Below are 23,288 nucleotides of genomic sequence, written 5' to 3'. Positions count from 1 at the left end.
GCGCATGAAAGACGACACCGTGAAACTGGGCCTGAAGCCCGGCGGCCCCGCCACCGAACGGCCGATCTCCATCGCCATCGTCGCAATGGGCGGCCAGGGCGGCGGAGTCCTGACCGGCTGGATCGTGGCGTTGGCCGAAGCGCACGGCTGGGTGGCGCAATCCACATCGGTCCCCGGCGTGGCACAACGCACCGGGGCCACCATCTACTACGTCGAGATGATGCGTCCAGGCGAAGGTGGGCAAAAGCCCGTGCTGGCGCAGATGCCCACGCCCGGCGATGTGGATGTGGTGATCGCCTCCGAGTTCATGGAAGCCGGCCGCTCGATCCTGCGCGGGATCGTGACGCCGGACCGCACGACCCTGATCGCCTCCAGTCACCGCGCGCTGGCGGTGAGCGAAAAGATGGCCCCCGGCGACAGCATCGCTGACAGCGGCGCCGTGACCGAGGCCATCGGCGTGGTGGCCAAACAGGAGATCGTCTTCGACATGAACGCGATGGCGGTGGCGAACGGCTCTGTCATCTCGTCGTCCATGTTCGGCAGCCTCGCGGCCTCGGGCACCCTGCCCTTTCCACGGGAGGCCTATTACGAGGTGATCCGCAAGGGCGGCAAGGGCGTGGAGGCCAGCATCCGCGCCTTCGATGCCGCCCATGAGCGCACCGAGACCCGCCCGCCCGCCGGGGCGCCCGAGCCCGCCCCCACGCAAGCCGCCCTGCCCGCCACCCTGCGCGACAAACGGGCCAACGCCCTGCTCGCGCGCCTGCGCTCTGAGCTTCCCGAACAGGCACATGAAATGGCCTGGCTCGGGCTCCAAAAGGTCGTCGATTTTCAGGATGCCGCCTATGGCGACGAATACCTCGATATCCTGAGCGATCTCACCCGGGCCGACCGCGCGGCCGGAGGCGAGGCCCATGGCTTCGAATTCACCGCGACTGCCACGAAATACCTCGCCAATGCGATGGTCTATGACGATGTGATCCGCGTCGCCCGGATCAAGACGCAAAGCGCGCGCCGTCAACGGGTGGCCGACGAGGTGGGCCTGAAGGACGATCAGGTGCTGCATACCACCGAATTCATGCACCCCCGCATGGAAGAGGTCGCCTCTACCCTACCGGTCGGTCTGGCAAACTGGCTGAAGTCTCGAAAGCGCCTCTATGACTGGCTCGACCGCCGCATCGACAAAGGTCGCCGGATCAGCACGTACCGTCTATCCGGCTTCCTGCCGCTGCATGTTGCGGGCGCTCTCAAGGGGCTGCGGCGCAAGTCCCTGCGTCACCAGACGGAAGCCGCACACCGCGACGCCTGGCTGGCCGATGCCACCCAGGCGCTGCCTCGAAACTACGCCCTCGGCGTCGCGATGCTCACCTTCCGCCGGCTGATCAAGGGCTATTCGGATACCCATGTCCGGGGCCATTCGAAATTCGAGAAAGCCATGCAGACGACAAAGTCTATCGCCGATCGCGACGACGCGGCGGAATGGGCGCGGCGCCTTTTGACTTCTGCGATAAAGGACGCGTCCAGCGAGGATTTGGACGGGACTATCAGGACAATTGAGAGTTTTCGGGCAAATGAACCAATCAAATAAACCGGCCTCCTTTCCCCGCCCCGTTATTCGGACCGATATTCCGTTTCCGAATTGGAGCTACAAACATATATTCAGGCACGGCGAGTGCGATCCTGCGGGTATTGTCTACACGCCCCAGTTCTTCAACGTCTTCAACCGTGCCATCGAAGCCTGGTTCGGCGACTGCCTGAAGCTGTCCTACTACGAATTCCTTGGCCCGCGCCGCATCGGGCTTGGCTACGTCAATGCCCACGCCGAGTTCTTTTCGCCGATCAAGATGGGGCAGGAGGTCGAGTATTTCGTCCGGGTTACCAGGATCGGCGGCAAGTCATACGCGCTGGAGCTCAACGCGATGCTGGGCGATATGGAGGCCCTGCGCGGGCTCTTTACAACCGTGACCACCGACCTCGAAACGCACCGCCCGATCGACATTCCGTCCGACCTACGGAGTGCATTGAACCAGTATCTGTTCTCGGATAATACCTAATCAGTAAATCTATGGGAATGCAGATAGATCCATGACGGTGCGTGATCCTGCCCAGGACACTTCAGACTATCGCAAGGACGAAACGCGGCTCTGGCTCAGCGTGCTCGACGCATATAATTTCGTCTATCCCGAACTGAACCGGCAACTCAAGGAGCGGTCGGGTATCAGCGTTTCCAAATTCGATGTCCTCGCACAGCTGAAACGCTATCCCGACGGCCTGAGCATGGGCGATCTCTCGGCAAGATTGAAGGTCAGCAACGGCAATGTCTCGGGGCTGGTCAACAGGTTGCGCAAGGACGGGCTTGTCGATCGGTCGATGTCGGCTGAAGACCGGCGATCCTTTGTCGCCGTTCTGACGGATGCAGGACAGCAGCGGTTCGAAGAGGCGGCCAAGGTGCATGCCGCCGTGCTATCAGAGTGCTTTCGCCACTTGAACGCTGAGGATCTGGCTGAAACGACCGGCGTCTTGAAAGCCATTATTCGCAAGCCCAGGGACAAGGGGATACCGGCCAATGACTGACAACCCGGTTTCCTCCGAAGTCACGTTCAAGTCGGCACAGCAGCTTTCGCGGTATTTGCCGTATCTCATGACCCGATTGGTCCATCGGTGGCACGTAAAGCAGGATGCCGATCTCAAGGATATCGGCATTCAGGGCGCCACGATGCGGATCATGTCCTGCCTCGCAGCCTACAAAAAGCTCACGGTCAACGAGGTTTCCGTACTGTCGGTGACCGAGCAATCCACCGTAAGCCGCCTGGTCGAGCAGCTTGTTACCCAGGGCTTGGCGCAGCGCGAGATCGACCCGGCGGACCAGCGTGTGCGCCGCGTTTCGTTGACAGCCAAGGGCCGAAAGAAGCTCAAGGAAACGGTTCCGGTTGTCAGCCGCAACTACCAGCATATGATCGAAGGCATCGACCCTGCGGATCTGGAAGTCTGCGTCCGCGTCTTGCAGGCGATGCTGAAGAAGATCCGCGTCCACGATCTCTGACGGATCGCGTCGAGACATCGTTCGGTCGGTGCATCTGCCGGCCCGTGCCCACGGCCCGCACCAGCGGTCAGCCCAAGGCGTACCCGGTGTCCGCGCTTGCATCCGAAATGCCCTGCGCCGCCGCCACCAGTTCGCGGGTGTACGGGTGCTGCGGATTCGCAAAGACCTCTTCGACTGGGCCCTGCTCCACGATTTCGCCCTTACACATCACCAGCGTGCGGTCGCAGACGTGGCGCACGACGGCAAGGTCGTGCGAGACCAGCAAGAGCGAAAACGATGCCTCCCGGCGCAAGGCGCGCAACAGCTCCAGGATCTGCGCCTGAACCGATACATCCAGCCCCGAAACGATTTCATCGGCAATCAGGAGGCTTGGGTTCGAGCAGAGCGCGCGGGCGATGTTCACCCGTTGCTTCTGCCCGCCCGACAGTTGATCGGGAAAGCGCCCGGCCACTTCGGGCGGCAGCATCACCTTGCCCAGCAACTCCGTCACCAGCGCGTTTTGCTCCGCTTTCGGCATGCTTCCGGGCCGCGCCTCCAGTGCCTGAGTGACGAGGCTTGCGATACTGCGGCGCGGGTTGAGCGCCGATTGCGGGTCCTGAAAGACGAGCTGCACCTTGTCGAAGAACGCTTCGCGGGGCGTCGTGGTCCGGTCCATCCCGGCCACTTCGAGCTTGCCGGAAGTCACGTCTTCGAGCCCGACGATCATCTTGGTCAGGCTGCTCTTGCCCGAGCCGCTCTCGCCTACAATCCCGACGAATTCACCTTCGCGGATCTCGAAATTCAGGTCCCGCAGCGCCTGTACCTCACGCACACGGCCCAGCCAATCGTGCTGAAGATAAGCCTTTCCCAGCCCCGTCGCCCGCAAGACGGGCGCGCTGCCACGGGCAAATCCCTCCGGCGCCTCCTTTGCCTCTGGCACGGCGACCGATCCGGTGCGCTCCGGCCAGTGGCAGGCCGAGGCATGTCCAGGCGCGATCTCGGCCAGCAACGGCCGGGTCGTATGGCACGGATCTTGCGCGAGCGGGCACCGGGTTGCAAATTCGCACCCTTGCATCGCAGAGCGCTCTGCCGGTCCGGGCATCGTTTTGGGCAGGATCATCAACCGCGACAAAGGCCCCGTCAGGTTTGGCGTCGCCAGGTTGAGGCAGCGCGAATAGGGATGCCGGGGGGCGTTGATGATCTCCCCCGCCGCGCCCGTCTCGACGATCCGCCCGGCATAAAGCACCGAGACATCGTCACAGATCTCTGCCGCGAGTTGCAGGTCGTGGGTGATGAACAGAACCGACGTGTTGTGGGCTTCGCGGGTGCGGGCGATCAGCTCGACGACCTTCTTCTGGATGGTCACATCCAGCGCCGTCGTCGGCTCGTCCGCGATCACCAGACGCGGGTTCGAGGCAAATGCCATGGCAATCAGGACCCGTTGCAGCATCCCTCCGGACAGCTGGTGCGGATAGCTGGTCAACAGGGCGCGCGGGCGGTCCAGACCGACCTCGGCAAAAAGCTCTACCGCCCGGTCGGTGCGGGCCCTGGCGTTGCGCAGGCCAATCCGGGCGAGGTGATGACAGACCTGATGGCCGATGGTCAGGCTGGGATTGAGTGCACTCATCGGCTCTTGCGGGATAAAGCCGATGTCCCGCCCCAAGAGGTCGCGGCGGGTGCGGGCAGTCATGTCGGTCAGGGTCAGCCCGTCGAATTCGATCGACCCGGCCGAAATACCCAGTCCACGGGGCAGCGTATCCGCAATCGCGCTACCGATCATCGACTTGCCCGCACCGGATTCACCGATCACGCCGTGGATCCGCCCCGGCTGAAGCGCCAGTTCCACGCCGCTCAGGATCCACTGCCCGGTTTTGAGCGCGATCTGGAGATTGTTGATGTGAAGCACGTCCGGCTGCGTCATCGCTCAGGCCCCCCGCTCGGCACGATGGCGCGGATCGAGTGTGCGCCGCAGCCCGTCCCCCATCAGGTTGAAGCTCAGGACCGTGAGGAAGATGGCAAAGATCGGCAAGGCCAGCCCCCACGGCGCATAGTACATGTCGATCCGCGCATCTGCGATCATCTGGCCCCAGGCCGGTACATCGGACGGCACTCCCATCGCGACGAACGACAAGATCGACTCGACCACCACCGAAATGCCCATCTGCAAGCTCATCAGGGTGATCAGCATCGGCAGGGTCGCCGGAAAGACCTCCCTTAGGATGACCCGCATGTGCGAGAGGCCGATGAGCCGTGCAAAGGCCACGTAATCCTGCCCCCGAACCACCTGCACCTCGCTGCGCAGGACGCGGCAAAAGCGGGTCCAGTCCACCAGCACGATGGCGAGGATGACCTTGTCTATTCCGATGCCCAAGCCGGTTATGAGCAGCATCGACAGCACCACCGGCGGAAAGGACAGCCAGACCTCGACAGTCCGGCTGATGATCCAGTCGACCCAGCCGCCGAAATACCCTGCCAGATGCGCGAAGAACGCCCCCAGCAGCATCGCGCCGAAAGAGGCGGCGACCGCCACGGTCATTGCCGTGCGCGCGCCATATATCATCCGCGAGAGCGTATCCCGCCCAAGGCTGTCGGTGCCGAAGAGATGCGCCGAGGTGCCGCCCTCGACCCAAACCGGGGGCGCGAGGATATAGAGCAACTCCTGGTCGTTGGGCTGATACGGCGCGATCCAGGGCGCGAATATCGCGCAGATCAGCACCAGAGCGGCAAAGCCACCGCCGATGATCAGACCCGGATCGGCAAATCTGCGCTTGCGGCCCATCATCCGGCCCTCAATCGTGGGTTCAGCAGATAGGCCATGGCATCCGCAATCGAGTTGAAGATCAGAGTGGTCGCGCAATAGATCAGCGCGATGGCCATGATCACCGAAAGATCCGCTGTCTGCATCGCCTTGACCATCAGGTTGCCCAGCCCGGGAAAGGAAAAGATCATCTCGACCAGCAGCGTGCCGCCGAAGAGCCCTCCGAATTGCGTGCCGACCAGAATGACGACCGGCAGGATGGCGTTCTTCAGGGCTTGCCCGAACAGGATCTCGCGTCCGCTCAGGCCGCGGAGACGCGCCTGAAGAATATAGCTCTGCTGATAGGTATTGATGAGGCTGGCGTGCAGCACCCGTACGATGGTCGGCGAAAAGGCGAGACCCAGCGCCATGACCGGCAGGGCGATATGCTCGATCGCACTGAGCATGATCCTGAAATTCCCGGTCAGCACCGCGTCGATCAGCAGGAAGCCGGTCTGCGACGGCACCTGCATTCCGGGGTCCAGCCGGCCATTGACCGGAAAGATCGGGATCAGCACGCCGAAGAGCAGGATGAAGAGAAGCGCCAGCAGGAAGTCGGGCAAGGCCATCACCGCCGAGGTGACCACCAGCCCGGCCGACTCCAGAACCGTCCCGCGTGCGGCGAAGATCAGCAGCCCGCCCGCCATCCCGACACACACCGCAAAGACCAGCGCACTGACCACCAGCTCGATGGTGGCCGGCAGGCGTTCCAGCACCAGACCGACCGTCGACATGCGGTATTGCGAGGACTTGCCAAGGTCGCCCGCAAGCGCGCCCTTGGCCCAGATCGCATATTGCTCCCAGATCGGCTGGTTCAGCCCCATCGCCTCGCGCTTGGCTTCCACCTGTGCGATGGTCGCCGAGGGCGGCAGAGACATCTGCGCCGGATCCACTGGCAGGATGCGCAGGGCAACGAAGACCAGCACCGTCACCACTGCAAAAACCGGAACAATCGCCAGAAGCCTGCGGGCGATGACGCGTAGAATAGCCAAGATCAAAGCTGCCGCTCCCTCATGGATGATGGTGCGCCTTCGCCTTAATCGGCCGTGATCGCTTCGGGACGGATCAGGCCGTTTGCCCAGGGCTGCAACTCGATCCCCTTGCGGTAGCCGATTGTCTGGATCGCTTGCAACAGCGGGATCATCGCCCCTTCTTCGATCAGGTACTTGTTGAATTCTTCGTAGCCCTTGATCCGCGTCTCATAGTCCGGCTCTTGCAGAAGCGGCTTGATCATCGCGGTCACTTCATCGGTGCGATAGGTGGCAAAGGGCAGATCGGCGTCGAACATGTTGCCTGCAAAGAGCTCGGGGTCGCCTGTGCCGTTTTCCCAGACGAACATGGACGCCGCCGGCAGCTTGCCCGAAGCGTTCAGATCGTACCATTGCGACTCGGTAATCACCGTCAGATTGGCCTTGATACCGACCTTCTCCCACATCGTCACGACCGCGCGGGCGATATCGTAATCGCCGGGGAACTGACCGTTCGTCGTGGCGAATTCCAGCGTCACCGGATTGTCCGGACCATAGCCCGAAGCGGCCAGCATCTCGATGGCCTTGTCTGGATCGTAGTCGAAGTGGAAATCGGGCAGGAAGCTGGGCATGCCGGGGATGGTCGGCAGGTCGATCGTCACCGCATCGCCGCCAAAGAAGGCCTTCGACAGCAGCGCCTTGTCCACCGCGTGGTGGGCCGCCAGACGGACGTTGCGATCCGCAAACACGCCATCCTCGCGGATGGTGATGTAGATGATGCGGGCAATCGGGTTTGTCACCGCGTTGAAGGCGCCGCTTTGTTGCAACCGCTTGACGTCCCGGATCGAAAGCTCGGTGGCGATATCCACCGTGCCGGACTCCAGCGCCGCCAGCCGGGCTGTCGGGTCGGGAATGATCTCGATGGTGATCTGCTTGGCAGAGGGCAGTTCGCCCCAGTAGTCGTCGCGCCGCGTCAGCACGATACGGCTGTCGCGCTGATACTCCGTCAGCACATAGGGGCCGGTCCCCACCGGATCGGTCTTCATCCCCTCCGGTCCCACCTTCTCGGCATGGGCCTTCGAGACGATGTAGCTCGCGCTGAAGCTCAGCCATTGCGCCACGATGGGAAAGGGCTTGGCAAAGCGCATCACCGCCTCGGTCGGCGACAGGACCTCGATGTCGGTCACATTGCCGAAGCCCACGGCAAGGTCGATCTCCTCGCCGTTCTGGACGCGCTCGAAGAAGGTATAACGAAAGTCCTCGGCGGTCATTTTCGTCCCGTCCGAAAAGGTCACGTCGTCGCGCAGCGTGACATGCAAGCTCATCGCGTCATCCGCCAGTTCCCACTCCGTGAGCAGGCCCGGAACCAGCTTGAGGTCGCTGGTCATGTCGATGGGCTGGTCGAAGACCATCTTCAGAATGGTCTGCGGATCGGGGGACAGCCGCTGGTTCGGATCCCAGCTTGCGGTATCCGTCGTCCATGCGATCGAGAGATTGTCGATCTCGCCGGCAAAGGCGAAGTCCGGCTTGACCATCAGGGCACCGCCGCCGACCGCCGCAAGCTGCATGAAAAGACGTCTGTCTATGGTTTTCATCTTGTGTTCCCTGTTTATGTGTCCGTCGATCCGGTGCCGCCTTCGGAAAGTCCGGGCCTGTCTTGGTCCGCCCGGCGCAGGCCGCTGGAGGGTGCCAAAACCCGCCCGCCTTTCCGGCGGTCTGAAGCAAGGGTATGTCGCGCCAAACCCCCGGTCTATGTCAGCAAGGGCCGATAATTGTGCGGAAGAGGCCATTTCGGGGCTGAAACAGCCCCTCAAGGCCTGCATGAAACAATATGCCGTTGCAATATTTCATAGATAAACTACGCTACCGGGAGGAGGTGCTTCATGAGCGAACAGGGCGCACGGCAAGACACAGCGCAGGCTGGACGCCGCAAGGCCTCCGCGCCTGCGGAGGCAACGCTTCGGCAGTTCTTTCTCGACCAGATCGTCAGCGAGATGCCCCGCACCGCGCCGGAGACCCGGCAGGCCCTGGCACGTTTCAACCTCAAGGCCGGCAAGTCGCAAAATCCCTATGCCACCTACCCGCTCAAGGCCTACGCCGCCTTTTTCGAAGAGGCCGCGCGTGTGCTGGACAGGCCCTACTTCGGGCTGGAACTCGGCCAGAACTTCCGCCTCTGGGAGATCGGGCCGGTCTACCCGCTTCTGGCCACGGCGCCCACCCTGCGCGAAGCACTGGCGGTGTTCCTGCGCTTTCAGGCAAGCTGGCAAAGCCACACCACCAGCAGCGTGCATCAGGAGTTCGGGCAAACCCGTTACGGTTACGCGATCAACGACATGGAGATCTGGCCCCGGGTTCAGGACGCCGAGAATTCAATCGCCGGTCTCTGCGCGCTCATCCGGCAATTGCTGTCTGAGCGCTGGAGCCCGGTCGAGGTCTGCTTCGAGCATGACATCGCCGGGCGCGAGGGCCCTTTGAAGCGGTTTTTCCGCTGCCCCGTCAGCGGCAACGCCGCGTCCAATATCATCTGGATCGGCGACGCCGACCTTGACCGCCCGATGCAGACCTGGGTCAGCTCCAACGCTCCGGCGCGAGCCATCGTCGAGACCCATCTCTTCGACCTCTTGCGCCCGCCCGAAGACGAATTTCGCTCTGTGCCCGAGCGGCTGTCGCAACTGGTCGACCAGCGGCTGGGGCGGGAGAGCGTCGATCTTGAAACTCTGGCCGACATCCTCGGTATGGCGCCGCGTACACTGCGCCGCCAATTGGGCACTTTCGGCACCAGCTTTTCCGAGATCCTCAACCGCGAACGTCTCAGAAAAGCCGAGATGCTGCTGAGCACTGGCAGCATCAAGGTCAGCCAGCTTGCGGCGCACCTGGGCTATGCAAACCAGTCTGCCTTCTCCCGCGCCTTCCGCGAATGGACGGGCGAAACGCCGATGGCGGCCCTGCGTCGGGCCCGCCGTTCAATCGGCAAGGCCAACGCGCCAGAGACCGATGATATCGCGACAAGGGCTCAGCCGTAGCCGGGTGCCTGCAGCCGCATGCAGACAGCGCGCGGCTCGGTATATGCGTGGATCACCTCGGTGCCGAATTCACGGCCAAGCCCCGAGAGCTTGGTGCCACCGAAGGGCATCGCAAGGTCCAAGACGTTGTGGGTGTTGATCCAGACTGTCCCGCAATCGAGCTGCGCGGCAAGAAGATGCGCCTTATTGATGTCCTGCGTCCAGATGCTGGCACCGAGCCCGTAGGCGGTGTCATTCGCCAACATCCTGATCTCTTTCGCGTCTAGCACCGGCATCGCCAGAACCACCGGGCCAAACACCTCCTGCTGGGCAACCCGCATCCCGGTGCGGCCCCCGCCCAGAACGGTCGGTTGGTAGAAGTACCCTTTGTCCGCCGCCCGCGCTCCACCACAGAGCGGCTCGGCCCCCTCCTCGATCCCCTGCCCGACCAGTGCCGAAACCCTGTCGAGCTGTCCCGAAGAGACCAGCGGCCCAAGCTGCACCGACGGGTCGAAGCCGCTGCCCAGCTTCAGCCCCCGCGCAATCTCGGCCACGCCTTCGACAACCTCGTCGTAGATCGGCGCCTCGACCAGGAGCCTCGAGCCAGCGGTGCAGATCTGCCCGGAATTGGGAAAGATCGCATTGGCCGCTCCGGGGATCGCCACGTTCAGATCCGCATCGGCCAGCACGATTGTGGGCGACTTGCCGCCAAGCTCCAGCGTCACGCGCTTCATCGTCTTCACGGAGGCAGCAAGGATCTTCTGTCCAGTGGCCGTCGAGCCGGTGAAAGCGATCTTGCGCACCAGCGGATGATCGACCAGCGCCTGCCCGGCCTCATGTCCATGGCCGGTGACGATGTTCACCGTGCCTTCGGGAAAGCCTGCCTCAAGCACCAGCTCCCCCAGCCGCAGCGTGGTAAGCGAGGCCTCTTCCGAAGGCTTCAACAACACGGTGCAGCCAAAGGCAATCGCGGGCGCCATCTTCTGGATCGCCTGCCCCATGGGGAAGTTCCAGGGCGTGATCCCGCCCACGACGCCGACCGGCCTGCGCTCTGTATAGGCGCGATAGGTGCCGCCATCCTCGCCAAGGGGGGACAGCTGGATGTATTCGCCCGCCATCTTCGAGCTCCACCCGCCGTAATAGCGCAGGGCGTCGATGGCGAACTGCATGTCCACGTTGCGCGACACCGCGAAGGGTTTGCCATTGTCCAGCGTTTCCAACCGCGCGAGGTCATCGGCGTCGCGTTCGATCAGCAAGGCGAGCCGTTCCAGCAGCCTGCCCCGGTCGAGCGGGCGCATCTTCTGCCACGCCGCACTTTCGAAAGCCCGATGCGCCGCCTGCACGGCCCTTTCGACATCCGAAGCCGTAGCGGCCACCACTTCGGCGATCCGTTCCTCTGTCGCGGGGTCGTAGACCGCGATCCTGCGCCCGTCGCCGCCGTCGCACCAATCGCCGTCGATCAACAATCTGGCCGCCGGAATCCGCAGAGCCGGGCCGCCTGCCCGTTCAATCATCGCCGTCATGGTCAGTCTTCTCCTGCTTGGCTGTGGCCACGCCCCCGTCAGAGCCGGTCGAGCCGGTAGGGCTTGGGGTCCACGATGGGTGTGTCGCCGGTGATCAGATCGGCCGCCAACTGCCCTGCGGCGGGCGCGGTGCCAAAGCCGTGCCCGGAAAAGCCCGAGGCCAGCGTCAACCCCGGCAACTTTGCCACCGGTGAGATCACCGGGTTCGAATCCGGGGTCACGTCGATCATCCCGGCCCAGCTTTGCCGGATCTCGGCCTGCTTGAAGACTGGCCAGGCCCGGCACAAGTTCGTCATAGCCTCGGCGTTCAGCCCGTCATTGACCGGCGGGTCCATTGTGCGCACGTGCTCCATCGGCGAGCGTGCGTCTCCCTTCCAGCGTCGCGACATCGAAAGATCGCGCAGGAAATCGCGGCCGAACGCGAGGCGCACATTCTTCCATTCCGCTTTCAGAACCGGCAGGTAGCGATGGCCGATCAGCAGGTGATCCAGCATCAGCGGCGCAAACAGCGCGCCGCGCTGGGTAATCGTGTATCCCCCGTCGAGCCGCTTGCGGAACGAGAAATCGGCGGCGCCCACGGCAGTCTCGGTCGGCCCTTCCATCGCCGCAGTGCGCAGCACCGAGGCGACCAGCGGCAGCGTTGGCAGGTCCACGCCATGGTTGCCCAGGAACCGCCGCGACCATATCCCGCCCGCCAGCAGGACATGCTCGCAGCGGATCTCGCCGCGCTCGGTCATCACCCCCGAAACCCGCCCCGCAGACGTCACCAGCCGCCGTACCGCGCATTGCTCGACAATGACCGCGCCCTTGGCAATCGCTGCCGCCGCGATCGCGCTGCTGGCGAGCGTAGGCTCAGCGCGGCCGTCCGAGGGCGTGTGGATGCCACCAAACCAGCGCTCTGCCCCGCCGGGCACCTGCCGGTCAATCTCGTCCGCGCTCAAAAGGCGCGAATCCAGCGCCCGCCCGCCATCCGAGCCGATCCAGGTCTCGTGCTTGGCCATCTCGGCCTCGCTGCGGGCGACATACATGATCCCCGCCTTGCGATAGCCCACATCCGCACCCACCCGCTCGGGCATCTCGGCCCAAAGCCTGTCGGACTCCACGGAAAGCGGCAGATCGGCAATGTGGCGCCCGGTCTTGCGCACCCAGCCGAGGTTCCGCGACGATTGTTCCCCAGCCAGATGCCCCTTTTCCAGCACGACGACGGAAATTCCCCGCTCGGCGAGGGTCAGCGCGGTGCTCAGGCCGACGATCCCGCCGCCGATCACCACCACGCTGGTCTGTGCCGGCGGGTCGAGCGCCGTCTGAACGGGCCGGATCACCGGGGCCATGGCGCGGACCTTTCGAAAACATCGCTGGCAATCGGGAAGAGGCTCACGGCGTGATGACCATCTCTTTGATCTCGGCCTTCGACGCGCCGCGATAGGCCGTCACGTCGATCTCCACCTTGTATTCGGTGGACCCCAGCGGCGGGCAGGTCATGGTCAGGGTCGGGTTGATCCCACGCATCCGCTCCCCGTACGCGGTCATGATCGTGTCTATATCGTCAGTGAACTGCACGAAGACGCGCGCCCGCACGACGTCTTCGAGGCAGGAATCCACTGCCTTCAGCGCGGTCTCGATATTGGCCAGCACCTGACGGGTCTGCTCCGCCAGATCCTCGGGGATCAGTTTGGTACGCGGATTGCGCCCTGCTGTGTTGGAGACGAAGATCAGATTGTCGACCGCCACAAGGCGCGAATAGCTGCCATGGTCCTCGAATTTCGAGCCGGTCTTGAGTTTCACGATTTCGGTCATCGGTCTTGCCTTGTTCAGATAGAGTTTCGCGGCGCGCGCTATCTCAGTTCCGGTTCGTCCCAGAGGTTCAGCGAAACCCCGAGACCCCGCTCTATGGCATTGCGGTAGACCACCGTGCCCCAGGCCACGTCCTCGACAGGAAGACCTCCGACCGAAAGCATGATGATTTCGTCGTCATTCCACCGCCCCGTGGCCTCTCCGGCCACGATCTGCCCGAGGTCTTCGAGGGTCTCGAGCGCGATCCGCCCCTCGTCCACCAGATCCAGCCAGCGAATGCCTATGGCGGGGATGTGTTTGTGGACCGGCTTCGGGTTTTCCTCGTGCCAGGCGTGATAGAGTCCCGGATTGTCGAGGACCTTGCGGATCTCGGGCGCCGCCATTGCTTCGTCGATGTTGCAGAGCGCGGGCATGGCCAGAAAGGTGCCTGGGCTGATCCACTCGCGCTTGACCGTCGGATATGTCGAGGGGTCGCCGGTCGCGCCCGAACCGCAGAAGGTGACGATGTCCGACCCCCGCACGACGTCTTCCACCGTGTCCACCACCGTCACGTTGGTGATCTGCGGATAGGTTTCGGAGAGCCATCCCAGGAAGGCGTCGAGGTTGGCCTTGCCGCGCCCCTTCACCTTAACCGTGTCGATCGCCGGACGCACCGCCATGAAGGCCGAAAGCGAGGTCCTTGCCATCACACCCGGCCCCAGAATACCCACGCTGCGGGCGTCCTTCCGCGCCAGATGGCGCGCGCCCACGCCGGGAATGGCGCCGGTGCGATAGGCCGAGAGCAGATTGGCCGACATGAGTGCCAGCGGCGCGGCGGTGTCGGCATCGTTGAGCATGAACATCAGGATCGAGCGCGGCAGCCCCTTGTCGCGGTTCTCGATGTTCGAGCCGTACCACTTCATCCCCGCCGTGCCGAACCGCCCACCCAGATAGGCCGGCATCGCCATGAAGCGGCGGTCGGGCGTGGGCTTGGGCATGGTCGTAAACGGCGAGGTTTCGGGGAAGACGATGACGGAGCCATGAGAATTGTTGTTGGCCCCCGCCATGCGATAGTCGCCGTGGTAGAGCAGGCCGAACATCTCTTCCATCGTGTCCACGCAGGCCGCCATGTCGGTCACACCGGCGCGGATCATGTCGGGCTCGGACAGGTAGATGAAATCTATCCGGGTCGATGCTTGCGGGTTTTCCGGGTCTTGGTCGCGGGTCGTCTGAAGCATCGATAAACACTCTTCTCATTCCGTGGTGTGCCGAAAGTGTCATGAAGGGTCGGATCGGGAAATGACGGGACCGGCCAATAAATGTGCCGATCAGGCCATCGGGTTTGCAGCAGCCCAGGCGTTTCCCGAGCGGCATGGATGGTCCCGCTGTCCATTGGCGTGGGTTCCCGGAGCAGGTCTGCAGACAAGAGGTCATTTCCGGAAAATGCGCCGCCGGACCGGCCGCGCGCCACAGGTTGCCGGTCTGGTTCCAAAACATGGCGCACCACGCCCGGATCACACCACCGGGAAGAGTTTCATCGGTCAAAGAGGACCGGGCGACGAAACGGGCCAATCTCTCGGCGTGGCGCACAAGCGGAACAGATCAGGACCACGTCATCTTCACGGGGATCACGATGCCGTCCGGGTCGATGGCGGCCTCAGGGCGGCGCTTCAGGGCCCAAACACAATGGTGCCCGTTCTCCGTGGATTTGTGATTGCCGGAGTTTATGGCGTGTTCGCCGCTGCCCGTGGCGCCCGGCGAGAGGGCGTTTTCGTTGACGGAGGCGGCCAAGTCGCGGGGCGTTCATCAAGGATGGCAAACACGAAGTGCCGGGCCGTGCCTGCGGTCCATCCGAAGCGGAAACTTTCTCGACCGAGTTCCTGCGCTGCATAGAAGAGCGGGAACTGGGCGGGGTGATACAAGTGACGCAACCGAATTGAGAGCGTGTGCTGCGCCCCAACGATCCGGTATCAACACATCAGCATTCTTCGCTCACGCCTGCTTGCTGGTGATTGTCATCAGCGCGGACATCTACAGTAACATCGAGGTCGCGGAAATCCGAGTTCGTGCCTCTGAAACTGCCTGAAACGGGCGAGATCTGGTGGATGTTCCGGGCAACGGCCACGGATACGAGATTTGCGGAACCGATGGACCTATTGGTTGGATCAAAAGGGATCCAGCCCGCTCCCGGGACAAAAACCTCCACCCAGGCATGGGTTGCGCCCGCCTCCGTGGTTCCGACCCTGTTTTCGAATGGATCGAACAGGTAACCCGAAACAAGCCGGGCTCCAAATCCCAAGGTCCGGACGGCTTCTGCAAAGAGCACGGCAAAGTCACGGCACGTGCCCCAGCCACGGTCCAGCGTTTCAAGCGGGCCCTGTGTGCCTTCGGTTTCGCGTCCCTGATAGGCGATCTGCGTTGTGATCGCGTTGCTGACGTCCTTCAGAAGGGCCAGTGTGTCGGTCGGCCGCGCCGCGACGATAGGCTCGACCCAAGCCTGCAAACGTTTCCGGCGATCTTCGTACTGCGGCAAGAGGAGCGCGCCGAGGTCGGTCCGCTCATCAGGCGAATAGGCGAAAGGATAGGAGGCTGCGGAGGCGGAGATGGGAAAGACAGGCCATTCCGGCGCGCGCAAATCGACGCGGGCCCGCGAGATGATTTCAAGCTCGTGCGCCCTGGACCGGAAACTTGCCAAAGCAACGGCATTTCCTGCCACGTCATTCGACCAGTCGATGACCGCTGCAGGACGTATATCCAGGCTGAAAGAAAGAAGCCTCAGGTCGGGTGTTTGACGGGGGCGCAGCATCATGCGGTGCGGGGCCAGATCCACCGCGTTGTGAAAGCGATAACGGGTCCTGTGGGTGATCGAGAGATGGGTCATGGCGAAATCACGACGACCGGATACCGCGCTGGCGCCCGCTCGAACCGCGATCCGGAACGGCGCTTCGCCAGGCACTCGACCCTTTGCAGCGGGGGCAAATCCGTTGCCCGAAGCCCTCGCTCGGAAAGGTCCTGCGGCAACATAGACAGAAACGGTCCGCAGCGATGTCCGCTTTGGCACGCGCAATTGTATCGTATCGGGACGCGGGGCACTCTTCTGTCATGTGCCGTTTCATCCTCGCAACGAAGGCTGCGCAGTGGCGGCTCGGTGGGCGAGGCGTTCGTCTGCAAGGGTCATTCTCCGATACCCGGGCGAAGGGTGCCCGGTCGCGGCCCCGGTGCGGTAACGGCGCCCTCCTGCAAGGACAATTCCATTGTATTGGATCGGCCGCGCCCGTGTACCATCATGGGCGCGCGCGTCCTGTAAAGGGTCCTGATCTCGTGTTCCGACACACCATCCGCCAGCATTACGAGGCGGATCATTGGATCGGCCAACATTCGGTCGACGAAGATTGCGTCCGGTTCGCGGCCCTGAACCTGACCGTCAGCGCTCTTTGAGGTGGGCAAAATCTGGGTGACGCTGCTTCCAACGAGGTCTGACCGCCGCAGCGCACGAGGAGGCTTGGCGGTTTCACCCTTTCGTACGTAGGGGGCGGGTCGGTCACCGAAAGCACCGGCCGGCGGGGCAAGTCTGCCAGAAAGGCAATCGCCCGACATGCGCGGAAGAGTCATCATATCGATTTGGAGGTTCATTTGAAATATCCTTGGAAATGTTGACGGGACACGGCCGGTCTCCACGCGCTCCATAATCTGGGATCCGTGGTCTCTGGTCCCGACGGTCAGGTATTGGTGGTCACGGGCCATTCGCCTTGCGCTTCCTGGGTCCACACTTCGAACCCGGACAGGGTGCCCGGCCCGAAGATCTGTGTCAGCGGCACGTCTGCGGCGTCCCTGCCGCGCGCCACGAGGATGCGCCCGGTACGCCGTTTGTTGTTTCGCGGGTCGAACACCCACCATTGGCCGCCCAGGTAAACCTCCATCCATGCGGCGAAGTCGTCTTCGGCATGGGGCAGCGGTTCGCCGATTTCGCTCAGGTAGCCGGTACAGTACCGGGCCGGGATGTTCATGCAGCGACACAGCGCGATGCCGAGATGGGTGAAATCGCGGCAGACTCCGTATCCCCCGGCCAGTGTCTGCGCTGCGGTACGGGTTGAGTCGGCCTTCATGTAGTCGAAGGCTATGCTGTCATGCACGTAATCGCAGATTGCCTGTACGCGCGACCAGCCTTGGTCGGTCGTTCCGAAGAGCTCCCAGGCGCGCTCCGACAACAGGTCGGTATCGCAGTAGCGGCTGCCCAGCAGGTAGACGAGCGTATCGAAGGGCAAGTCCTCCACGGCATGTTGTTGCGCGTCGGGGCTATGGGGATCGGGATGGCCAGCATCCCGGAAGATCCCATCGGTCGTCAGTGTGAACTCGCCAGCGGGGGCAACCATGCGCGTGCACCAGTTGCCGAACCCGTCGCGGTAGCTTTCGAGCGGAACGCTCGGCTGTGTGACAAGGTAATCCGCACGTTCGAGGTCGCCGAAGCGCGAATAATGCACATTCAGCAGCGCGATCAAAGGGGTCGGCTGAGTCAGGGTGTGGGTGATGCGGCACCCGATATTCATGCGCAGCGCCGGTTTGCGGTCTGCCATCGACGAGGGGCGGGTGTCCTTGTTCACGGACGGTCCTTTCAGTCACCTCGAAAGAGGTCGTTTCAGTGGATTGATCGTGGGCGACGCAGATCTGATCTGCCGAAGAGCCGTACCTTCCAAGCGCTTCCACGCGCGCCCTGAAAGTGTCTGAGGATAGGATCGTTACACGGAAACGTGCAGCCCAGTCCGACCGGTCGTGGCAGTCTGTGCGGCCGCGTCCCGGTCGATCGCACAGTCCAGTTAGAGATTCAGCATTCGGACAGCAAATGAGTGGAAATCGGCGGGATCCGATATTCTTTCAAATGCACCCATTTCGGAATATGCACTTCAGGATTTAATGTAAGATGGGGTGCCTTGCCCGATTTACAACTGCGTAGACGGTCACAATCGGCTTCGTCCGGGAGCGCTGAGCGAATGATCGTAAAATGCGAGCGCACGGTATTTTTGTTGGGGGGGACGTGTCGCCAAGCCGCCGCCACGGCTCCAGCCCGCACTGTCCATCGCGGCGCGTTTGGAATGGCGTGATGGCCTCTGTTTGGCCTTTGCCGCCAGGCTCCCCTGCAAAACCGCCCCGCCGCGAAAGGAGACCGGAACGCATGTGCCCGCCGAGCCGTTGAGCGCATGTATCGTAGGGCGTTCGAGTGCTGGCTGCGTTGCAGTTCACCTTTTTCATTGGAGCGCCCGCATGACCGACAAGACCCTGACGATCCTCGTTGTCGACGACGAGCCGATCATTCGAATGGATCTGTCGCTTGGCCTTAGCGACTTGGGATACAACGTTCTGGAAGCGGGAAATGCGGCCTCGGCACTGCAAGTCATGGACGGCAGCGGTGCGGTCGACTTACTTGTCACCGATATCGACATGCCGGGCGAAATGGACGGCCTCGGCCTCGCGGCGGAAGTGCGGCAGCGGTCGGGTGGCTGCCGTATCATCATCATGTCGGGCGGCAAGTCCCCCGAGCCTCACGCCATTCCGCGACACAGCCGGTTTCTTGCAAAACCCCTCGTCGCCGAAGATATCGTCGCGGCGCTTCTGTCGGTTTCGTGACCTCAGGCCGGTTTGGCCGGCATGCGCAGGGTGAAGGTTGTGCCTGCCTCCTCCGAAGACGAGACATGGAGCCGTCCGCCGTGCGCCAAGGCAATCTGCGACGCGATGTAGAGGCCCAGCCCAAGGCCTTGAAGGCTTTTCCGCTTGCTTTCATTGCGTGAGAACGGCTGAAACAATGACGCCTGCACATCCGGCGGGATCGGCGCGCCCTGGTTCGTGACGCTGGCGACCAGCTCACCGTCACGCTCGGCGATATCGACGGTGATCGGTTGACTGGGGGCGCCGTGAGTCACGGCATTGCCCAATAGGTTCGACAAGAGCTGGCCGAGCCGCTGCGGATCGGCGACCAGCGCTCGCGGCAGGTCGATCGAGGAATAGACGGGTTGACCGGCAACCTGCTCGATCTCGCCGATCACGTCGCGGAACACCGGCGCAAGATCGACCGGCGCGGGCGCATTCATCTCGATCCCGGCGCCAAGGCGGCCACGGGCGAAATCCATCAGGTTCGTGATGATCTGGCTGGCCCGCGTCAGCGCGCGCTGCATCTCTAGCACCAGCATCGCCCTACGCTCGGGCAACAGGTCGCGTTCCTCGATCATTCGCAAGCCGGAGGTGACGGCTGCGATCGGATTGCGCAGGTCGTGTCCGACGATGGCGATGAACTCTTCACGCAGCCGTGCGGTATCGCGTTCGGTCTGAAGACTCGCGTGCCCCTCTTCGATCTCTTGCCGACCTGCGGCCAATTCGTCCTGGCGGTCGAGCTCGCGGGCAATAATCCGGGCAAAGATCGTAAAAAGCTGTTCCGCCTGCGGGCCAATCTCGTGCGGTTCGGAATCCAGGGCACATAGGGTGCCCCAGATACTGTCATCGCTCCGGATGATCGGAACCGAGATATAGCTCTTGAAGCCGTACCGCCGGGGCGTAGGATGATTGCGGTAGATCTCGCTATCATCCACATCCGGGATCGAAATAATGCTACGGCAGGCCCTTACTTCGCAGCAGATGGTCGATGCGACGTCGAGTTCGTCACCCGGCTTCAGGCCGAAGTTCACGTTGTCCCGAGACGCGCAGGTCATCCAGCGGTCATCGGTGACTCGAGCAACTGCGACAAACCCCATGCCGGTTGCGGTGCCGCAGGCATCGAGGATCATGGAAATATCCGAGACAAGCTCGACCTGACGGATACTTTGATGAAGGGCTTCGCTTTCGAATAACATGCGCTTGGTCGATGAGGTACAGTTAGTGGAGCATAGGTGGCTCCGCTTTGAATGCATAGGTTACATACGCTACGCGCTTCAAGACGCACGGACCGGCACAAATCCAGCGGACAATGCAGCAACGACGAAGGCGATGCGTGCATCTTTCACCGGGCACATGCAGTCCATTGCGGAGTCGATTGTTTCCAGCGCGGCCTGACGCGTATTGTCGGCGACGGGCCACTTCCTGCGCAGCCAGTGACGCGCCTTCTCGATCGTGCAAAAGCGTTCGGCGACATCATTATGCGGCGTGTAAAGGGCGATCGGCGTGCCCCATTGTATTTCGATCAATCATTTGTCCTTGTTTGGTAACGCGATCCCGGCACGGCCTGCCTGCTAAGGCAGTCAGCACCCCTCATCGAAGATGGAAAGGATCGCCATTTCTGGTGCAACGACGGTTGCGCCCTGTCTCGCATCGGCGAGACTGTCGGCTCCGCTTGAGCGGAACCGATCCTGTTGTTCTCCTCCGGGTTCCGGAGGCAAAAGTTATCGAGGCTCAGCTTGCCGCGTCGTCCTGTTTAGCCGCCGGCGTTTCGTCCGGCTTGGCAGTCGCGGCTTGCGGCTTCATCGCTCCAAACTTGCGACCGTAGGGACGTTTTTTCGCAGGCGTACTCAAGAATTCCTTGAGATCGAGCTGCTTCTTCGGCTGGGAATAGCCCATCATCGTCTCCTAATGTCATCGTGGTTTGATGTACCGCGCAAATTCGTTCAGGGAATTTCGCGCGGGCGGTATCGTGGAAAGCTAGGTCGCGGGGACTGAGATCAGTCTTCGTCGCCCATGTCGCGTTTCTCGCGCGCAGCTTTCAGGCGCGCAGTCTTTTCAGAACGGGCCAAGGCCTCGTCATCCAACAAGCGCTTTGCGCTCGCGGTGGTCTTGTCAAGCGCAGTGACCCGCTCTGCGGATTTTGCCTCCGAAGCGGAAACGCTGGGAGCCAAAAGCTGCCCACCGTTCCCCTCCCGAGCCGGAACACCTTTGAGCAGGTCTTCCAGCTTTGTCTTCACGCGAGTGCCAGGTTGATGGCGGATTCGCGACCGTCACGGCCGCTCTCGACGTCGAAAGTAACAGCCTGACCGTCTTCGATCCGGTTGATCCCGGCGCGTTCGACGGCAGAGATGTGCAGGAAGACATCCTTGCTGCCATGTTCGGGCTGGATGAAGCCGAAGCCTTTGGTGCTGTTGAACCATTTCACGGTGCCATTGGCCATATCCGTGGTCTCCTTGATAAACGCTGCCCACAAGATCGCGGCAGCCCGGCATAGTCGATCCAAGTCGATCAACCGATACCAAGCCAGTGGCGGCGGAATAGCGAAGAGAAGAAACGTCAGCAGTTGTTAAGTAGTGCTTAACTGCGAGGTTTACAAGGCTATGCTTGCAATAGCGGCCTTTCATTGCAGCGGCAGTTTTAATGGCCCCGCGTTGTCAGGGTCAGCGATGACATCGACGCGTGATCGAAAGTTCCGAAACGTTCGATGGCGCGGCCGGTGCGGGCCCTATGGGTGATCTGACCGGCCAGCGAGCGGCTTTGCAGTTCGGAAATGACGCGGGCGTCTTCCACCAGCGTCTCGGCTGCTAATTTCGCGGATCTGGCCGTGGAGGACCTCCTGCACCTGAAGGCGTCTATTTGCGACCCTGTTATCAAGGCTTCCGCTCAGCGCCCGCCGCTGATGTCCACAATCGTTCCCGAGATGTAGGACGCGTCGTCGGACATGAGCCAGGCCACCGTGCGCGCGACCTCCTCCGCCGTGCCGGTCCGGCCCATCGGCACGGAACTTCCTGCGGTCTTCAACCGGTCACCCCGGCCCGCGGCGGCGTGGATCTCCGTCTCGATCAGACCGGGCGCCACGGCGTTCACGCGGAAGCCCTTCGGTCCGGCCTCCTGCGCGAGCCCGACGCAGAGCGTGTCGATGGCGCCCTTGCTGGCGGCGTAGTGCAGCCATTCGCCCGCGCCGCCCAACCGCCCCGCGCGGCTCGACATCAGCACGATGGCGCCGCCGTCGGGCATGCTGCGCAGGGCCGCCTGTGCGGTCAGGAAGCTGCCCGCGACGTTCACATCCAGTACCCGGCGCAGATCTTCCGCCGACAGGTCGTCCAGACCGCAGGCCGGACCGGTGATGCCCGCATTGGCAAAGACGCCGCCGGGTGGGCCGAAGCGGTCGACACAGGCGGCAAAGAGCGCGGCAACCGCGCCCTCATCCGCCGCATCGCCCTTGCAGGCTACTGCCTGGCCACCCTCCTCCGCCACACGGTCGCAGAGCGCCTGCGCGGCAGCGTCGTTGGAGGCGTAGGAGAACACGACGGGATGGCCGCGCGCCGCGAGCAGGGCGACCGTGGCCGCCCCGATGCCCCGGCTGCCGCCTGTGACGACAACAGGGAAGGCTTCAGAACGCGACATTGTCCGCGCCCTTGAGGTCCAGCATGCCGCGCGCCTCTTCCGGTGTCGCGACCTCCAGACCCAGCCCTTCCAGCAAGAGACGCGCCTTGCGCACCTGGTCGGCGTTGCTTTCCGCCAGCTTGCCCTTCGAGATCCAGAGCGAATCCTCCAGCCCGACGCGGACGTTGCCGCCCTGTGCCGCAGCCTGCGCCGCGACGTTCATCTGGTTGCGGCCGGCGCCCAGCACCGACCACACGTAATCGTCGCCGAAAAGCCTGTCGGCGGTGCGCTTCATGTGCGCCACATCCTCGGGATGCGCACCGATGCCGCCCAGCAGGCCAAAGACCGTTTGGACGAGGAACGGCGCCTTCACCAGGCCACGGTCCACGAAATGCGCCAGGTTGTAGAGATGCGAGGTATCGTAACACTCGAATTCAAAGCGCGTGCCATTGGCGTTGCCAACCTCGAGGATGTGCTGGATATCCGCGAAGGTGTTCTTGAACACAAGGTCGCGGCTGTTCTCGAGGTGCTGGCGTTCCCACTCGTGCTTGAACTCGGTGAAACGGTTCAGCATCGGGTAGAGACCGAAGTTCATCGAACCCATGTTCAGGCTCGCCACCTCGGGTTTCAGCTCGGCCGCCGGGCGCATCCGTTCCGCCACCGTCATGTGGGGCGAGCCGCCGGTGGTCAGGTTCAGCACCGCGCCGCTCGCTTGCTTGAGCTGCGGCAGGAAGGCGCGGAAGGCGTCCGGGTCCTGCGTGGGCTTGCCGGTTTCCGGGTCGCGTGCGTGCAGGTGCAGGATGGTCGCGCCGGCCTCGGCTGCGGCGAGGCTGTCGGTGATGATCTCCTGCGGTGTCACCGGCAGATGCGGCGACATCGACGGGGTGTGGATCGCGCCGGTGACGGCGCAGCTGATGATGATCTTGTTGCTGGTTCTGGGCATGCCCGTTCTCCTCC

Annotated in this window: 25 protein-coding genes; 6 read left to right on the top strand and 19 right to left on the bottom strand. The window is 62.9% G+C overall.

Going from position 1 to position 23,288, the window contains the following annotated elements; translation table 11 throughout:
* The first annotated feature begins 4 nt into the window (after positions 1-4).
* From ABFK29_RS22230 to ABFK29_RS22215, 4 genes are read left to right on the top strand one after another with little or no spacing between them, the layout of a single operon-like run.
* The gene (locus ABFK29_RS22230; protein ID WP_005861879.1) at positions 5-1,585 is read left to right on the top strand and encodes an indolepyruvate oxidoreductase subunit beta family protein; all 1,581 of its coding nucleotides are present in this window, start codon (positions 5-7) and stop codon (positions 1,583-1,585) included.
* Positions 1,569-2,051 carry an acyl-CoA thioesterase gene (locus tag ABFK29_RS22225; protein ID WP_005861881.1) on the top strand — a complete coding sequence of 161 codons (483 nt, stop codon included), beginning with the start codon at positions 1,569-1,571 and terminating at the stop codon, positions 2,049-2,051. The genes ABFK29_RS22230 and ABFK29_RS22225 overlap by 17 nt, the downstream gene beginning before the upstream one ends.
* A gap of 31 nt (positions 2,052-2,082) precedes the next feature.
* The gene (locus ABFK29_RS22220; RefSeq protein ID WP_005861883.1) at positions 2,083-2,571 is read left to right on the top strand and encodes a MarR family winged helix-turn-helix transcriptional regulator; all 489 of its coding nucleotides are present in this window, start codon (positions 2,083-2,085) and stop codon (positions 2,569-2,571) included.
* Positions 2,564-3,040, top strand: a complete 477-nt coding sequence (locus tag ABFK29_RS22215) for a MarR family winged helix-turn-helix transcriptional regulator (protein WP_005861885.1) — start codon at positions 2,564-2,566, stop codon at positions 3,038-3,040. The genes ABFK29_RS22220 and ABFK29_RS22215 overlap by 8 nt, the downstream gene beginning before the upstream one ends.
* A gap of 67 nt (positions 3,041-3,107) precedes the next feature.
* Here the strand turns inward: ABFK29_RS22215 and ABFK29_RS22210 are convergent, their stop codons facing one another.
* Genes ABFK29_RS22210 through ABFK29_RS22195 form a run of 4 tightly spaced genes read right to left on the bottom strand, consistent with a single transcriptional unit; the run spans position 3,108 to position 8,379 of the window.
* Positions 3,108-4,940, bottom strand: coding sequence for an ABC transporter ATP-binding protein (locus ABFK29_RS22210; RefSeq protein WP_005861886.1), 1,833 nt, complete (start codon positions 4,938-4,940; stop codon positions 3,108-3,110).
* A 3-nt stretch (positions 4,941-4,943) separates the two neighbouring features.
* Positions 4,944-5,801: an ABC transporter permease gene (locus ABFK29_RS22205; RefSeq protein ID WP_005861888.1), complete on the bottom strand. Its 858-nt coding sequence runs from the start codon at positions 5,799-5,801 to the stop codon at positions 4,944-4,946.
* Positions 5,798-6,808 carry an ABC transporter permease gene (locus ABFK29_RS22200; RefSeq protein WP_157136568.1) on the bottom strand — a complete coding sequence of 337 codons (1,011 nt, stop codon included), beginning with the start codon at positions 6,806-6,808 and terminating at the stop codon, positions 5,798-5,800. The genes ABFK29_RS22205 and ABFK29_RS22200 overlap by 4 nt, the downstream gene beginning before the upstream one ends.
* A gap of 44 nt (positions 6,809-6,852) precedes the next feature.
* Positions 6,853-8,379: an ABC transporter substrate-binding protein gene (locus ABFK29_RS22195; RefSeq protein WP_005861892.1), complete on the bottom strand. Its 1,527-nt coding sequence runs from the start codon at positions 8,377-8,379 to the stop codon at positions 6,853-6,855.
* A 288-nt stretch (positions 8,380-8,667) separates the two neighbouring features.
* Between ABFK29_RS22195 and ABFK29_RS22190 the strand changes: the two genes are divergently transcribed.
* Complete coding sequence (locus ABFK29_RS22190; protein ID WP_005861894.1) at positions 8,668-9,807, top strand: AraC family transcriptional regulator; 1,140 nt, start codon at positions 8,668-8,670, stop codon at positions 9,805-9,807.
* Here the strand turns inward: ABFK29_RS22190 and ABFK29_RS22185 are convergent.
* The 7 genes from ABFK29_RS22185 to ABFK29_RS22155 all read right to left on the bottom strand — a co-directional run bounded on the left by ABFK29_RS22185 (position 9,798) and on the right by ABFK29_RS22155 (position 17,635).
* Positions 9,798-11,309 (bottom strand): aldehyde dehydrogenase family protein, encoded by a 1,512-nt coding sequence (locus ABFK29_RS22185; RefSeq protein WP_005861897.1) that lies wholly within the window; start codon positions 11,307-11,309, stop codon positions 9,798-9,800. The two genes, ABFK29_RS22190 and ABFK29_RS22185, sit on opposite strands and share 10 nt — an antisense overlap.
* Before the next feature lie 38 nt (positions 11,310-11,347).
* On the bottom strand, positions 11,348-12,640 hold the full coding sequence (locus ABFK29_RS22180; protein WP_005861899.1) for an NAD(P)/FAD-dependent oxidoreductase: 1,293 nt from the start codon (positions 12,638-12,640) through the stop codon (positions 11,348-11,350).
* Positions 12,641-12,683: 43 nt separating this feature from the next.
* Complete coding sequence (locus ABFK29_RS22175; protein WP_005861901.1) at positions 12,684-13,106, bottom strand: Rid family hydrolase; 423 nt, start codon at positions 13,104-13,106, stop codon at positions 12,684-12,686.
* 38 nt (positions 13,107-13,144) lie between these two features.
* Complete coding sequence (locus ABFK29_RS22170; RefSeq protein WP_005861902.1) at positions 13,145-14,320, bottom strand: tyramine oxidase subunit B; 1,176 nt, start codon at positions 14,318-14,320, stop codon at positions 13,145-13,147.
* A gap of 364 nt (positions 14,321-14,684) precedes the next feature.
* Positions 14,685-14,873 (bottom strand): hypothetical protein, encoded by a 189-nt coding sequence (locus ABFK29_RS22165; RefSeq protein ID WP_005861904.1) that lies wholly within the window; start codon positions 14,871-14,873, stop codon positions 14,685-14,687.
* A gap of 187 nt (positions 14,874-15,060) precedes the next feature.
* Positions 15,061-15,963, bottom strand: coding sequence for a transglutaminase family protein (locus ABFK29_RS22160; protein ID WP_005861906.1), 903 nt, complete (start codon positions 15,961-15,963; stop codon positions 15,061-15,063).
* An 838-nt stretch (positions 15,964-16,801) separates the two neighbouring features.
* Positions 16,802-17,635, bottom strand: a complete 834-nt coding sequence (locus tag ABFK29_RS22155) for a transglutaminase domain-containing protein (protein WP_040604950.1) — start codon at positions 17,633-17,635, stop codon at positions 16,802-16,804.
* Positions 17,636-18,341: 706 nt separating this feature from the next.
* On the opposite strand from ABFK29_RS22155, the gene ABFK29_RS22150 reads away from it, so the two are divergent.
* Positions 18,342-18,704, top strand: a complete 363-nt coding sequence (locus ABFK29_RS22150; RefSeq protein WP_005861912.1) for a response regulator — start codon at positions 18,342-18,344, stop codon at positions 18,702-18,704.
* Between the two features lie 2 nt (positions 18,705-18,706).
* On the opposite strand, the gene ABFK29_RS22145 is transcribed toward ABFK29_RS22150, so the two are convergent.
* The 8 genes from ABFK29_RS22145 to ABFK29_RS22110 form a co-directional block, all read right to left on the bottom strand.
* Positions 18,707-19,855, bottom strand: a complete 1,149-nt coding sequence (locus ABFK29_RS22145; protein ID WP_005861914.1) for a GAF domain-containing sensor histidine kinase — start codon at positions 19,853-19,855, stop codon at positions 18,707-18,709.
* A 144-nt stretch (positions 19,856-19,999) separates the two neighbouring features.
* Entirely contained in the window at positions 20,000-20,251 is a 252-nt protein-coding gene (locus ABFK29_RS22140; protein ID WP_005861916.1) for a DUF982 domain-containing protein, read from the bottom strand.
* Positions 20,252-20,456: 205 nt separating this feature from the next.
* Positions 20,457-20,621 (bottom strand): hypothetical protein, encoded by a 165-nt coding sequence (locus ABFK29_RS22135; RefSeq protein ID WP_198135739.1) that lies wholly within the window; start codon positions 20,619-20,621, stop codon positions 20,457-20,459.
* Positions 20,622-20,722: 101 nt separating this feature from the next.
* On the bottom strand, positions 20,723-20,962 hold the full coding sequence (locus ABFK29_RS22130; RefSeq protein ID WP_005861920.1) for a hypothetical protein: 240 nt from the start codon (positions 20,960-20,962) through the stop codon (positions 20,723-20,725).
* On the bottom strand, positions 20,959-21,165 hold the full coding sequence (locus ABFK29_RS22125; protein ID WP_005861922.1) for a cold-shock protein: 207 nt from the start codon (positions 21,163-21,165) through the stop codon (positions 20,959-20,961). The genes ABFK29_RS22130 and ABFK29_RS22125 overlap by 4 nt, the downstream gene beginning before the upstream one ends.
* 197 nt (positions 21,166-21,362) lie before the next feature.
* Positions 21,363-21,515 (bottom strand): TA system antitoxin ParD family protein, encoded by a 153-nt coding sequence (locus ABFK29_RS22120; RefSeq protein WP_005861924.1) that lies wholly within the window; start codon positions 21,513-21,515, stop codon positions 21,363-21,365.
* 93 nt (positions 21,516-21,608) lie between these two features.
* Entirely contained in the window at positions 21,609-22,352 is a 744-nt protein-coding gene (locus ABFK29_RS22115; RefSeq protein WP_005861925.1) for an SDR family oxidoreductase, read from the bottom strand.
* Positions 22,339-23,274: a 3-keto-5-aminohexanoate cleavage protein gene (locus tag ABFK29_RS22110; RefSeq protein WP_005861927.1), complete on the bottom strand. Its 936-nt coding sequence runs from the start codon at positions 23,272-23,274 to the stop codon at positions 22,339-22,341. The genes ABFK29_RS22115 and ABFK29_RS22110 overlap by 14 nt, the downstream gene beginning before the upstream one ends.
* Positions 23,275-23,288 lie beyond the last annotated feature (14 nt).

This window comes from Sagittula stellata E-37, assembly GCF_039724765.1.
Classification (GTDB): domain Bacteria; phylum Pseudomonadota; class Alphaproteobacteria; order Rhodobacterales; family Rhodobacteraceae; genus Sagittula; species Sagittula stellata.
Note: the sequence above shows the minus strand (reverse complement) of the source record. Positions and strands in the feature narration are given on the sequence as shown.